Annotated in this window: 8 protein-coding genes; 2 read left to right on the top strand and 6 right to left on the bottom strand. The window is 51.5% G+C overall.

Annotation, left to right across the window (positions count from 1 at the left end; all coding sequences use genetic code 11):
• Positions 1–28: 28 nt before the first annotated feature.
• Positions 29–2,263, bottom strand: coding sequence for a collagen-binding domain-containing protein (locus FD30_RS06635; RefSeq protein ID WP_056944383.1), 2,235 nt, complete (start codon positions 2,261–2,263; stop codon positions 29–31).
• 348 nt (positions 2,264–2,611) lie between these two features.
• Here FD30_RS06635 and arfA point away from each other — a divergent pair, with 348 nt between their 5' ends.
• Complete coding sequence (gene arfA, locus FD30_RS06630) at positions 2,612–4,117, top strand: arabinosylfuranosidase ArfA (protein ID WP_056944382.1); 1,506 nt, start codon at positions 2,612–2,614, stop codon at positions 4,115–4,117.
• Between the two features lie 1,321 nt (positions 4,118–5,438).
• Here the strand turns inward: arfA and FD30_RS06620 are convergent.
• Positions 5,439–8,183, bottom strand: a complete 2,745-nt coding sequence (locus FD30_RS06620) for a MucBP domain-containing protein (protein ID WP_056944380.1) — start codon at positions 8,181–8,183, stop codon at positions 5,439–5,441.
• Between the two features lie 637 nt (positions 8,184–8,820).
• On the opposite strand from FD30_RS06620, the gene FD30_RS06615 reads away from it, so the two are divergent.
• The gene (locus FD30_RS06615) at positions 8,821–9,642 is read left to right on the top strand and encodes a C40 family peptidase (protein WP_186810765.1); all 822 of its coding nucleotides are present in this window, start codon (positions 8,821–8,823) and stop codon (positions 9,640–9,642) included.
• Between the two features lie 77 nt (positions 9,643–9,719).
• Here the strand turns inward: FD30_RS06615 and FD30_RS06610 are convergent, their stop codons facing one another.
• The 4 genes from FD30_RS06610 to FD30_RS06595 form a co-directional block, all read right to left on the bottom strand.
• Positions 9,720–10,670 carry an anti sigma factor C-terminal domain-containing protein gene (locus FD30_RS06610; RefSeq protein WP_056944378.1) on the bottom strand — a complete coding sequence of 317 codons (951 nt, stop codon included), beginning with the start codon at positions 10,668–10,670 and terminating at the stop codon, positions 9,720–9,722.
• Positions 10,648–11,160, bottom strand: a complete 513-nt coding sequence (locus FD30_RS06605; RefSeq protein WP_056944377.1) for an RNA polymerase sigma factor — start codon at positions 11,158–11,160, stop codon at positions 10,648–10,650. Before FD30_RS06605 ends, FD30_RS06610 begins: the two co-directional genes overlap by 23 nt.
• 215 nt (positions 11,161–11,375) lie before the next feature.
• Positions 11,376–11,804, bottom strand: a complete 429-nt coding sequence (locus tag FD30_RS06600) for a Spx/MgsR family RNA polymerase-binding regulatory protein (protein ID WP_024747505.1) — start codon at positions 11,802–11,804, stop codon at positions 11,376–11,378.
• Between the two features lie 535 nt (positions 11,805–12,339).
• A complete protein-coding gene (locus FD30_RS06595) occupies positions 12,340–14,181 on the bottom strand; it encodes a glycoside hydrolase family protein (protein WP_056944376.1) in 1,842 nt (613 codons plus the stop codon).
• Positions 14,182–14,299 lie beyond the last annotated feature (118 nt).

The raw sequence follows: 14,299 nt of genomic DNA, 5'->3' as shown, positions 1-14,299 counted from the left end.
CAGACTACAGTCTGCAAGGGTTAATAACTTAGTTCTCGCGGTTCTTCCGCAATAACCAAGCGCCCAGTGTGGTTCCCGCTAAGGCTAAGCCCAAGAGTTGAGCCCAGCTGCTGTGTGCCTCACTGGTCTGAGGTAAGCCCGTTCCGTTACCGTAACCCATCTTGGCTAAGAGTTGGGCCCGGACGGCTTCCAATTGAGCCACTAAAGTCGTTTGGTGATTGGCTTTAGCCTGCGCAATGGCGGTATCGATGCGGTCTAAGAGGGCCTCTTCTTCAGCAATCGTATCGGCTTCACCGAGTTCTTCTTCGAATTCCTCAGCTTCCGGTGCGTACTGGTGTTCATAGGTTTCCTCTTCGGATTCCGCCTCGTCGGTCTCCTCAATGGAAGGCTCTTCAACCTCTGGGGCTTCCGGTTCCTCAACGTTAGGTTCTTCCGTCCCCGGCGTTTCGGTTCCTGGCTTTTCGGGTTCTTCCGTACCAGGTTTTTCAGGTTCTGGCTCTTCAGTCCCTGGCGTTTCTGGTTCAGGTTCCTCGGTACCTGGTTCTTCAGTTCCTGGCGTTTCCGGTTCTGGTTCTTCGGTACCCGGTTCCTCAGTTCCTGGTGTTTCCGGCTCTGGTTCTTCCGGCTCCGGTGCTGGTTCTGGGGCTTCCCCAGGAAGCGTCACGGGAATATCCGGATTTTCCGGCAACTCCGGTTTCCCCGGGTAAGGTCGGTCTTGCAGGTCCCAACGGTGGGTTTCGCCACTGGCAACCGTAACTTTATCGGCAATGATGTTGCCGTCTAAGTTGTGATGAATCGTAATATCCGCAGAGGGTGCTAAAACACTGCCTTGGAATATATTATCGAAGCTTAGATTTCCAGAATATTGCTTATCGCTGGCAGTCCGATCAATAAAGTTCCATAACAGGTGGTTGTCCCCGAAGTATTCCGTTTCGTGTGGAGCCCGTTCTGAACCATCACTGTAGACGATTTTAATTTGTGACTTCATATGGTAATCATCCTGGCCGTTAGTATCAACGTTAATGATTACTGTATTACCATTTTCATCAGGATCTAGCCCTTTAATCGTTAATGGTCTATCCGCATTCAGAACTTCGGATGATAAGTTCAACACAATCCGGCCATTCTCATCAGGGGTCATTCCCGTTACGTCAATGACCCGATTGTTCTCATCGGGGAAGTCGGCGCTGGTGTAATCCTTAACACTCGGCCAATCAGCAACCTCGGCGTTTGTCTGCTTGAGCTTCGCAAATTCCTTAGCAAAGTCGATGTAGACATTGCCATTTTTATCCTGGAAGATTTCATCGGCCGTCAAGTGGCCCACTTCTACGTTGTTAACTTTAGGATGGCTTGGATCACTAATATCAATCTCAACCCCATCACCAAAAACAATTTTGTTATCCCGGGTCTCATCTTGGGTCACAAATGAACTGCTTGCTAATTTGTCAAAATCCTGTATGTACGAAATATCCTTATCCAACAAGGCTTCAATAATATTAGTTCCAAAGTTTACATTTGCATGTAATAAACCTACAGCAATATTTCCGTTAGTATGCGTTTGCAACGTGGCTTCGTTCGCAAAAATGTGGAAGTACGATGGAATTCCTAAAATGTTATATTCAGCATTCGGAAAATCATCATACACACTGCCCCCATCCTGCACGGCATCATTTGCCGTGGTTACGGGTGTTTGAGTCGTCACGGAGGCATTGGCCGCTAAAGTATCAGCCGAGTTCGAGTTATCCGAGTTCGTTGCAGGATCAGCCGCCAACTTCAAGGATTCTGCCTGAATCTTTGATGTGGCTGTCTCATTATCAGTCGCAGCATCTGCCTTGTCACCCTTGGCTGAATCCTCATTGTTGGTTACCTGGTCTGAACCATCGGTGTTCTTATTCTGGTCCTCATTGGTAACCTCGGAACCCTTATTCTGAGATGAATCAGCGTTTTGCTCATTCGCCTCTTCCTGATTCGAACCATCTTGATTATCAGTCGTCAAATCCGGTTGGTTCTGATCATCCGCCGTCTCTTCAGACTGCTTATTATCCGAATTTGTGGTAGCGCCATCATTCGTCGCCGATTTCTCAAGCGTATCAGCGGACGATGTCTTCGTGGTGACCTGACTGCTTTCCGGCGTCTCACTAGAACTGGCCGTATCAGCGTGTGCCACCGTCGCCGTTCCCCCGAGCGCTAAGACCAGCGCGCAGGCGAAGACCCACTTGCGTCCGCTCTTATACATTTTAAAATGGGTTTGTTTGGTTTCCATACGAATTTATCCCTACCTTTCTCAACAACGTTTACCCTTCCATTTTGGTCCTCTCGCGTCCAAGATTCAATATCATTGTAGAAATTATTCTTAATCAAAACTACTTATCTGGTCATTTATTTTCACAAATTTCCGTGACAGTTAGCAACGGCGCTTACAGTCCCTAAGTTTCCCGACCTTGTGAAGGTGTCGCCTGGCCTCTTCCACTCCCAATTTCCGTGAAAAATTATAAATCATCAGTGGAATTTCGCATGGCCTTTCCGCACCATTCCCCAGATAATAAGGGTAAGTTATAAGCAGTTGTTTTAAAATGTAAGCGCTATATTCTATAAAACTGGAGGTCTCGCTATGCAAGGATCAACCCAACTCAAACCACAAGACGTGATTGCCCCCATCGACCGACGACTCTACGGATCGTTCATCGAACAACTCGGACGGGCCGTGTACACGGGGGTCTACCAACCCGATCACCCCAGTGCGGATGAAGACGGGTTCCGGACCGACGTCATCCAAGCCGTCAAGGAATTGAACGTTCCCCTGATTCGCTACCCCGGCGGTAACTTTCTCTCGCAATATAAGTGGGAAGACGGAATCGGCCCTAAGGACCAACGCCCCGTTCGGCTAGACTTAGCTTGGCGTGAGATTGAGACCAACCAATTCGGTATCCACGAATTCATGAAGTGGGCCGACAAAGTCAACGCCGTGCCCAACATGGCCGTGAACCTGGGGACCCGGGGAATCCAAGAAGCCGCCGAACTGGTGGAATACTGCAACTTCCCGAAGGGCACCTACCTGAGTGACCTGCGGCGTAAGAACGGTGCGGAACAACCCTTTGCCATCAAGACCTGGTGCCTGGGCAACGAAATGGACGGGCCGTGGGAAATCGGAGCCATGGACGCAAAGTCCTACGCCCACCTAGCTAACGAGACCGCCAAGGCCATGCGCCGGGTCGATGATTCCCTGGAACTGGTGGCCTGCGGGAGTTCTTCCATGGACAACCCGACCTTTGGTAACTGGGAAGAAACCGTCCTCGACGAATGCTACGACAACGTGGACTACCTCTCACTCCACCGCTACTACGGCTACTACAACGACGATGATCCCACCGAACTCGACAATTTCTTAGGCAAAAGCCTCGACCTGGACGCCTTCATCAAGGGGGTCGTGGCCATGTGCGACGCGGTCAAGGCCCGGAAACGTTCCGATAAGACCATCAACCTGTCCTTCGACGAATGGAACGTCTGGTACCACTCCAACGATGCCGACACCAAGGTCACCCCTTGGCAGGTTGGCCCGCACTTGCTCGAAGATGTGTACAACTTCGAAGACGCACTGCTAGTAGGAAGCCTGCTGATGACGCTGCTACGGAATGCCGACCGGGTCAAGATCGCCTGCCTGGCTCAGCTGGTCAACGTGATTGCTCCCATCATGACCGATAACGATGGCGGCGTCTGGAAGCAGTCCATCTTCTACCCGTTCATGCAAGTCGCCAACAATGGCCGCGGTGAAGTGTTAGTCGACCATAGTCAATCGCCGACCTACAACTCCCGGGAGTTCAAGGACATTCCTTACCTGGACACCGTGACGACCTACGACCAGGCCACCCAGACGGTTACGGTTTTTGCCGAAAACAAACACCAGACTGAACCTTTGGACTTCGACTTGGACTTCACCGATTTCACCATCGATCACCTCCTCGAAGCCACCCAGTTTGCGGGTTACGGCGTCAAGGATGACAACCGCGACGGCCACATGCACTTACGGCCACTGGAGGCCGTCACCACTGCGGCACACCACGCTAAAGTCACCTTAGCACCCCTATCCTGGAACATGTTACGGTTCGCCGTGAAATAGGAGAACGCAAAAAAACTCGACTCCCCCGCAGCGGGAAGTCGAGTTTTTTAACGCTTATTTGGGACCGGATGGGGCCATAACAGGGAGTGTATCGCCTGAATTCGTTTTAGCGGTGGTAAGTTATTTTCAACTAAACCGGAGAAGTCTTCCAGCTCCCTACTTTTTCGTCTCTTTTTCCATCATTGTCCAAGTAGACAAAACCCACGACTCCAAAAAGAAAATAGATAATGACAAAGACTTTTGGTATCCCAACAAAGTAAAAAATACAAAACAAACCAAAGTTAATTATCGAAAAATAGTATTAGCTCTCATAATATCCCTTCACCTTATCCAGTTAGTTTTATGAATAGTCTCCTAAAAGTTAATGCCAAGACGTGTATCGAAAAACTATAAAAAAGCATACACTTCTTCTATCCGTCTAAGCTTTTTTCCGCAAAAGAAAACTAATCATTCTATAAACGCAGTAGTACGCGCTTGTGGCGCAAAATGAATTTGCGATTATCCAAACGACATTTTCAATAAACGAAAGCGTCATGGATACCTGTAAATTCCACGTCACTAAAACGACTCCACTAAAGAACTCTACCCAGGGAGAACCACTTTTTTCAGATAATCGCTTCTTAAAGTTTTTTATCTTGAACAGATACCTTAATAGTATAAAGTTGGTCACAACCTCAATTATAAAAAGCGCAATTTTAATCCAGATCTTACTATCTAAAAAGATGGTCGACCCGATAGCCAACAATATACTCATAAGAAATATTAATGATTCTTTTATCGGTATGACCATGACTTATAATTTCCACCTTTAAAGTTAAAAATACGCCCATGTTTGAATGGTCTTCGGATTCTAGTAAAAACTGTCGATAACGCCTCTTTTAATCCCCATCTAAAAAGAGGCTCCCATCTTTTACTACCAACGGCACCTAAGGATAATCAGCAGATTTGAGCCAGTACAGAACAACCGGAACTTTTTGTACTTATGTATAATCGACAGTCATACGTTATTACAGATTTAATTACCCGTCAATGGCATGAATCCCCACTAGCATTGACAGCGACTTTGGGAACTACGCGTCACCAAAGTAACGAGCTTCTGAGAACATCAAGCAGTGTTTTACGCTGGTAGTCCAAGCACTTAACTCACGGAACCCAACTATGTTTACCCAGGATAGTCCCTAATTCAAATCGAATTTAAGATTAAAGCCCAAAAAACTCGACTCCCCCGCAGCGGGAAGTCGAGTTTTTTAACGCTTATTTGGGACCGGATGGGGCGTCCGGCTTAGGAATCGTAACAGGGAGTGTGTTGCTTGAATTCGTTTTAGCGACTGCGCCGCTTGAACCAACCGAAGGTCAAGATACTCATGACCAGCATCAGACCACCCGCTAGAACACCCAGTGGGTTCTGTTTGCCGTTGGTCTGCGGCAAGTTGCTTTCAGTATCCGTCGATACCGCGTTAAGGTCTTGAGCATGACCCGGTTGATCGTTGAGTTCCGTGGTCGGACTCACTTGGTCATCCGCATCCCCGGCAGTCGTTGCCGTCAGGTCGACCGTTCCATGGTCGGTCGCTGGTGCCGCTACCGGCGTGCTGATTGCTGGTTGGTCGGCTTGGCCACCCGTTACGGGGTGCGTCACTTGCGTGGATTGGCCAGGTTTGTTCGGATGACTTTGGCTTGGTTTGTTCGGTTGGCTAGGTGCCGGCGTTACGGTTACCGTGCCATCCCCAGGCGTGGTCGTCGTACTCCCGCCTTGGTCGCCACTGCCTCCATTTTGGGTGCCGCCTTGGCTACCACTACCGGAGTTGTCGCCACCAGCCGCTGCGCCGCCGTTACCGGAACCACTACCGTCTTGGCTGCCGGTGTCCGCACTACCGTTACCGGAGTCACCATTGCCGCCTTGGTTTTGGTTACCGGTGTCCGTACTACCGTTGCCGGAGCCACCAGCGTCGCCACCTTGACCGCCACTCGCGTTGCCATCGCCAGTACCGCCCGGAGTGCCGGTACCCCCATCGCCGGGAGTCCCGCTACCGTTACCGTTGTCGCCACCCGGGGTCGTGCTGGTGTTACCGTTACCGTTGTCGCCCCCGTTACCTGGCTTGTCACCGCCGTTATCACCAGTTCCCGGGTCAGATTGGTCCAGGGCGTAGACGTAGGTCACTTCCACATCATCCTTGCCATACTGGCCCTCGGAGAATTGCGGGTGAGCGTCTTGGAGCGTGTACCCAGGAATCGTCAGGGGTTCCGTAGTGTAGGACTCCCCAACTTCGTGTCCGGATAAGACCGTGTCTTCCGCCAGCGTGTTGCCTTCTCGGTCAACATAATGGACCGTCACGGTACCACCCAGATCCGCGTATTCATAAGGTTGGACCACCATGAAGTCCGGCGTCGACCCACCGGTACTCCCCATCATGTAGTACTTGTCCGTCGGGTAGTTGTCTGGCATCAGCGGGTCACCTGCGGCTTGGGCGACCAGGTCCGTGTAGTACAGTCCCCCCTTGCCGTCCGGCGTCGCAGTTCCACCGTTGTAGAAGACCTGGTAAGCCAGTTGGTCGCCGTTAAAGGCCCACAATTTACCGCCCTTAGCGCCCATAGGTTTCAATTCAACCGTGGTGCCATCCATCTGCACACAGGTAATCGCCAGGTGGCCGGTCTTCTTGTTCTTATCAACCTTTTTCTTAGGTAATTCGATCACCTGACCCGCGAAGGTGGACATCTCATCGAACGACATCCCCTTTAATGGCGAGAAGTCAGAAATCGCGTTATGGGAGATCTTCAGGGACTTCAAGTGCTTCTTTCCGGCTAAAGGCGTCACGTCCTTGATCCGGTTGTTCTGCAGCCAGACATCTTCCAGGAACTCTAGGTCCTTCAATTGCGAAATGTCTTCAATATCCCCACGCACGTGAGAGACGGGGTATTCATTCAGGTTGGCTTCTAAGAAGATGTCCTTCAGGTTCTTAGCGTACTGCAGGCCTTCCAAGGAGAACGGCGTCTTACCGTCAATGTAGGTAAACCCGCGGATGGACGTCAGGAGTGCCATGTCTTCCTTGGTGATGTCACTGACGCTGTTCCAGGTCTTATTAGTTGGTAAATGGTGACTGTCATTTTGCAGGTCCGCTAAAATGATGGCTTGTAGGTGCTTGTTCGGCATCCACACGTTGATGTCGTCATCGGCCCGGTGGGTCTTCTTAGCCACCTGCTTCAATGGCGCGCTCATCGGCGTCGTCACGGTCACTGATAGCGGGTCGTTGGCAGTTTGCACCGCTTGGGCCCCGGTCATCGGCTTGGTTGCCGCCACATCATTGGCCGTGGCGGCTGATTCCACCACGCTAGCTCCCGCGCTAGGCTTGGTCATGGCCGTATCGTCCATCGATTCCACCAGGTTTGCGCCGTTGCTAGGCTTGGTGGTCGCCGCGTCGTTAGTCTCTTCCGGCGTGCTAGGCGTCGCTTGGTCGGCTGGTGCGACCACGTTAGCGCCGTCGCTAGGTTTCGTCGTCGCGTCATCCGTCGTTGGGGCCGTTACTTCAGGAGCGCTAGGCGTCGCTTCCTGCTGACTAACTGAATCCGTGTTCGCAGTCGGCGTTGATTCAGTCGCCCCGGCGTCTGAACCAGCCGTCGTACTTGGGGCGGTCTGTTCAGGCGTCGTTGGAACTGCTTCTACTGAGTTGGCTTCTGACTGGGCTGCACTTTCTTCTGTCGTGGACTCACCCGTGGTCGTGTCTGCTGAAGCAGTCGGATCAGTGGTCGGCTGTTCCGTAGAAGCTTCCGCCGGATTAGTTGACTGTTCAGGCGTCTCTGCTGGGGTCTCCGTTGATGACGCGGCGGTCTGATTCGCCACAGTAGTCGCCGTATCCGTCGTCGCTGCGGTATCGTCAGCCGTAGCTGGCGTGGTTGCCGTCGTTTCTGCCGAACTGGCTTGAGCGGACTGGGACGTCACTGCTACTGGTGCGGTTGGATTCACGGCATCGGCTTGTGCTGTGGTCATGGCGAGACTCATCGCCGTCAAGGTCACGGCCGTAGCACTGGTTAACCACCAACGTTTCTTAATCATGGGACGCTTGGATTGCATAGAATAGTTCCTCCTTAATCGTTAGGGAAAGTAAGTTTTAGTTTTCGACCTGCCCGCTCATCGGGGTCGGTCAACATGTAAACAGTCTACTAAGTGAGTTATTCTGCGTCCACCAATAATTTAACCTGGTATAAGAAAAAGTATGGTTTGACATTCTGATCAACTTATTTTCGCTGGCGGGCACTTGCTTGGCGTCATTTCCGTTTATGGCCGTTAAATTAGGATTTTCTAATTGTTTGGTTGTAGACAATTTAAAATAAATTTTGTAATCTTTCGCCCAAAATTTCTAAGTTCCCTACGCAGTTTTGACCGGGCTTCCAATCACTTTTAAGTTTTCCCCCGATAGCTAAGACGCCTAACCTTTGGTTCACAAACTTCAGCCGCGCAACTATTTCCAGGCGTCTCTGACCTAAACACCTCATCAATTCCTCAGCATTTCTTCACCATTCTCGCTATGCGCTGGGTCCCGTCCGCCAAACGTTACCGGGACCTTAAAATGTGACGGCTTTGTTGCGCGGGCGTAACCGCAATGATAGTCACTCGACATCTTCCTGTAACCATGATGCGCTATCTTAAGAGGTGAGTTCTTAACCAATGACTAAAATCAAAACTTACATATAAGGGATGGATAAAAACCATGAACATTAAACATGTCAGTTTCGCCGTTGCGGCTACCGCTGCGTTGCTTCCCATCTTCGGGATGAGCACCCCAGCTTCCGCAAATAGTAAAAACCAGATTCTCAGTACCAGTTATATGACCAACACAGCTTACGTGCGTAAGAGCGCGACCGGCTGGACCTACAACCTAGGTGGTACGGCGTCTAATCTGAAGTTCGGTCACAAGACCCACTACTTGAAGAACTACCCGCACACCACTTGGCACGCCACCCAAAAGCGGACCATCTTAAAGAAGAACGGAAACAAGGCCATCTACTATTACGTTACCAACGGTCGGGGGACGGCCTCCGGGTGGATCTGGCACGGTTACCTGCAAAAGAAGTCGACCGCGTCCTTCAACCACACGGCATCGACCACGACGACTTCATCGACCGCCGCTGACACGGCTAACACCACCAGCACCACGCAATCTGGCGACTACGCGACCCTGATTGCCAAGGCCAAGCAATACCTAGGACGGCCCTACGTTTACGGCGCCAACGGCCCAAGTTCCTTTGACTGCTCCGGCTTCACCAAGTACGTCTTCAGCAAGGCCTTAGGTACCACGTTACCGCGGACCGCGCAACAACAATACAACGCTTACCAACACGTCAGTGCGGCTAACGCCAAGCCCGGCGACCTGATCTTCTTCGGGACCAGCAAGTCCAACATCACCCACGTGGGCATCTACATGGGAAATCACCGGATGATCGACGCCCAACTTCGCGGCGTCGTGACCGAAGCCACTAACGTTTCCTGGTGGCACACCGTGGGTTACTCCCGCCCCGTTAGCATGAGCTAAGCGCTCCCCCTCCTCAAATTACACCAAAAATCCCCGTTACCCGGATAACTCCAGGTAGCGGGGATTTTACGTCTGCTCTATTGAATCGCCGTTTGCGGCATCACGATACCAGCCGAACTAGCGGCGACCCAGTCCGGGTGGCCCAATTGCTTAAAGGCCGCACTGTTGCCCGTGACAATGACCCCCGCAAACTTGGCGGTCTGCAAGGACGGGTAACGCTTAGCGTACTGCGCACCGAACTTGAACACGTCAAGACCCCCGGTCCGCAACGTCCCACCGAACTCCTGGTACGCTTGCTTCAACGCGGACCGGAAATACCGATAGTTGTTGGTGGTCAGCCGTCCGGTCCCGGGCGCACCGTCGTCACCACCGGCAATCCCCAGGTAATCGTTGGTCAATTCGGGGGACGCGGAATCCTTCGTTCCAATCCAGTACCAAGCCGCCGTCAAGGATCGCGGTAATTTCCGTTGAATCGCCGCGTAAGTCAGCGGGTGCTTGAACGTTAGTGCCACTTCGGCAACCTGATGCGAGGTCCGGGCTACGGTCGCCAAATCCTGTTGCCGCCGGGGGTCGGCCTTAGTTGGCCGCCGCGACACGTCGTAGAACTGGGGAACCCGCTGTTGCGTGATTCGGTCATAGACCCGGTCTTGCCGCGTATTCCCCCAGTCCGTGGCGTTGATCGCCGTGCCCAACTCCGTGCCTAACCACGAATAATTGGTCACAGCTGGCGACCAAGCCACCCGCTGGCCCGCAATCTCCTTATACCGGTGGCTGACCACCTGCCCCCCCTGAATCGTGGTGTTGGCCAGGTAGCGGTCACTCGACTGTAAGTTCGGCGCCAGGATCTCCGCCGTAACCTGCAAATAATCCATGTCGCGGTCCGATGACTTGGCCGCCAGGTGTTGTAAGAGCTGATACCCGCCGACCACTAGGCCAAAGCTAACCACCACAGCAATCCCAATCGTGATGAGCCAGCGCTTCCAGCGTACCCGGCGCGCTAAGCGGTTAAATTCGATGTCCGTCTTCACGGTAAACCCTCCTCATGAGTCTTTCTAACTTGCGTTGTACCCGGTACACGCGCATCTTGGCCGCCCCTTCAGTGATGTTCAGGGCCCGCGCTAACTGGCGAAAGGACCACTCTTCCGAGTACCGGTGAATCAATAACTGGCGGTCCCGGGGCTTTAGCCGGGCGAGCCCGCGTTGTAGCGCCTGGTCCGCCACCGTGGGCGGAGCGCTCGGTGCCGGCGGCCGTTGCAGTGCCGGTCCTAGATACCGGTCGACTAACTGGCGATACCGCTGTCGACGCCGGTACGCATCCAGGTACGTCGACCAAGCCACCCGGTACAGGTACGGCCGGAGCTTTTCCGGCGGTAGGACCAGGTCGCTTTCCAAGACCTTCACGAACATGTCCTGCACGATGTCCGCTGCGGTCTCCGGGTCGGCTCCCCGACTGACCAAGTACCGCCGAATCTCAACGGCCAGCTGGGCCACCAGTGTCTCGTAATCTGCTAAATTCACGCTTCCTCCCCCCTGCTCACTAAGTTAACGAACAACTCCCCCGTAAAGTCACGCTTTTTCCGCAATTCGTTGGTAATCATCTCCACCTAGTCTACCCGTTTGATTGGGCCACCACAGGGTTCACGCAGTTTTAGAAGCTTCAGCCCACAAAAATGGGGCCTCAGAAAATAAATTTCTGAGGCCCCATTTTACGGAATGACAATCAACTCATTGCTCTAAGCGGGTGAAACACCTAACGCGTTCTTGGTGCCGTTTAAAATCTTGAAGAAGCCCGCCAACTCCTTCTTCCGGTACGATGCCGGCACAAATTCCCGAATGGTTTCCAAGTCGAAACCGGTCGCTAACTTGTTCTGGTCTACCACAATCGGGTTCTTTAAGATCCCCGGATTATTCTGTAAGAGTTCGACTAACTCATTCATGCCCATATCCTGAACGGACGTTGGCAGAGCCTTGTAGGCCTTGGAACGAGTCGAAATCAAGTCATCAGTTCCTGATTCCGTCAGAGACAACATCTTGAGAATTTCTTCGCGGGTCAGCGCTTGTTTTTTAATATCTTGCGTGGTAAAGATTGCATCGTGGTTAGCGAGCCATTTCATTGCTTTAGTCACCGCAGTGGTCTTCGCGTGAAAGTACATTTTAATCATAGAATCGCCCTCCAATTAGTCTGCCTGTCGATGAGGTACTTGAGATTAGCACTCTATTAGTTGAGTGCTAATTATGGTAATCATTGTACACCACAATCCTAGATGATGAAACCCATAATACTCGACTTAGCCGGCATTTAAGTAATTCTCAACTTTTAACAAACTAGCCATAGCCGCTAGGATTACCGTTATATCAAGCTTAGCAGGATAATCCGACGCTTCTTCGCCCGAAATTTGAAGATTTCTTGAAGATTGGAAAGGGTTTCATTTTTAAGGCCAAAAAAGGAACCATGGTGACTCTTTTCAATTTAAAGGCTAACCGATTGATTAATAGCATTCAAAACGGTAATTTTTGAAATCAAGTTAGTCACCCTGGCAAAATAAACTCTTAACCAGCAACCGAAGGCTTTTCGACGCTTCTAAATTTATCTCGAGACATCAAAAGTCCCCCCAGAGTTGCTAGCTGAAATAACAATCTTTCACCTAACACCCCCAGGGGGACTATCGTGTTGACTCTTTTGTTAAATTCTGATGCTTAGTTCCCTAAATCAAAAGCGCTGGCTCGGGTCCAAAGACCGTTGCTCATCCGGTAGTACACGGTCTGGTGCCCGTTAGCATCCGTCCGGTAAGCCCGGTTGGTAATCATGTACGTCCGCTTCGGCAAGTCCGCCGTGGTCCCCTTCAGCTTCGCTAACAAAGGATCGTTGAACGGCCGCGTGTAGACCGGGTAGACCTTCATCAAGGTCAACTCATTTTCGTAGTCTTGCACGTCGAACTTGTTGAATTCCAAAGCACCCGTCCGAATCCAGTACTTCGTGGTCGACTTCTTGGAGAAGCGGATCCGGTACCACTTACCCGTATCGGCTTGGGCCCGCATATCAATGTAGACCCGCTTGTTCTTCAGCTTCTTCCAGTCGAACTTCATGATGTTCCAGTTCTTGTGCCCCCGAATATGGTTGTACAGGGAGTATTTCTTGTAGTTGCTCTTCAACTGTGCGTTTTGCGTATCCAGCCCAGCATAGTACTTTTCTTCCTTGTTGGTCTGCTTACGCTTCTTCAACTTCTGCGCTGGCTTCTTCTTAGCCGGTTTCTTGTTTGGCTTGACCGTGGTCTCGGAGATTGGCTTTTGCGGCGTGACCGTGGTGGTGGTAAACGGCGCAATGGTGGTCTTGTTATCCCCGATCTTAATCTTCGAACCCGTTAACGCGAAGTTACTAGAGACGAAGGTCGCCCCATTCTTCTGGGTGGTAATCTTGTTACCCTTAATGGTGATGTCTGACATCGGATTATCATCCGTCTTCCCGGCATCCAAGTAGATGTATTGCTTGGTTGGGTTGACGTTGATGAATTCGTTATCCGTGATGTTCAAGTTCTTCATGTCGTAAGACGGTTCAGAGTTATACAAGTAGATGTAGTTCCCAGAACCTAAGACCCGTTGATTGATGAACTTGTTACCGGAGATCCACAGGTCGGAGATACCCTTGAAGTGAATTGTGGCGGACCCATCGTCCAATAACGGCTTGGGGTCAACCACCGTGTTGTTGGTAAAGTGCACGTCGTGGATGATTCCCGCTGCACCGTGCTTGTAAATCGAGTGTTCCCCGATCGGGTTCGGCGCGTAAGATTGGACTTGTCCGGATTCACGCGTCACTGGCAAGAACTGGTTACTGTCCACGTTAACGTCGTAGGATGGCAAGTTATCGTACTTGTCGCCCGCCAACTTGTAGGACATCGCCTTCTTGTTCGAATAGTCGACTTGAATGGCTTCCTTGTAATCCTTAGAGCCGTTGAAACCGGTAAAGACCGAGTTCAAGACGTCGATGTTGTGACTACCGTCAATATCTATGTAGTGTCCAGTTGGTGATTCGGCGTTGTCGAAGACACAGCCATCGAACGTCACGTTCTTTGCGTGGTGGATACTCTGGACGAAGACACTTTGGCCGTCTTCCGTGTTATCCCCTTGGAACGTCGCACCCTTCCAGGTCACGTCCGAGATACCGCCATCATAACCGGCTGACGGACTCGGGTAAGCGAAGTTCAACCGATTACCATCCGTGATCCGGAAGACGGCATCCTTATCGAACTTAAATGTGATATTCGAATGTAAAACCACGTGGCCGGAGTCAAAGACGTACGTCCCCTTAGGCACGTGCACCGTGACGTGACCGTGGTCCCACTTATCCAACATATGCTGGAACGCGTCGTTGTTGATCGTCTTGGCATCCCCAACCATGCCTTGATGCTTCGCGTTCACCGTGGTATCCGCGTAAGCGACAGTCTCCGTAGCGGTCGTCGGTAGGGTCGTGAGGCCCACGACCCCCAATAAGGCGACTCCCACAGCCACTGCAGCTGTCAGATAGTTCTTCCTCAAATTCAAAAAAGCCCCTCCATTCACTAAATCTTTCTATACCCCCACAGTATAAGCTAATCCAAGAAAGTGATGGGTCAACTTAACCGAATTGTTACAGAAATGAAAGATTCCGTGCCTAGAAGAG

The organism is Levilactobacillus namurensis DSM 19117, assembly GCF_001434785.1.
Lineage (GTDB): Bacteria > Bacillota > Bacilli > Lactobacillales > Lactobacillaceae > Levilactobacillus > Levilactobacillus namurensis.
Note: the sequence above shows the minus strand (reverse complement) of the source record. Positions and strands in the feature narration are given on the sequence as shown.

Bases quoted from the DNA above. Each gene is read 5' to 3' on its own strand.
- FD30_RS06620 (WP_056944380.1), bottom strand. From the start codon at position 8,183: ATGCAATCCAAGCGTCCCATGATTAAGAAACGTTGGTGGTTAACCAGT.
- arfA (WP_056944382.1), top strand. From the start codon at position 2,612: ATGCAAGGATCAACCCAACTCAAACCACAAGACGTGATTGCCCCCATC.
- FD30_RS06635 (WP_056944383.1), bottom strand. From the start codon at position 2,263: ATGGAAACCAAACAAACCCATTTTAAAATGTATAAGAGCGGACGCAAG.
- FD30_RS06600 (WP_024747505.1), bottom strand. From the start codon at position 11,804: ATGATTAAAATGTACTTTCACGCGAAGACCACTGCGGTGACTAAAGCA.
- FD30_RS06615 (WP_186810765.1), top strand. From the start codon at position 8,821: ATGAACATTAAACATGTCAGTTTCGCCGTTGCGGCTACCGCTGCGTTG.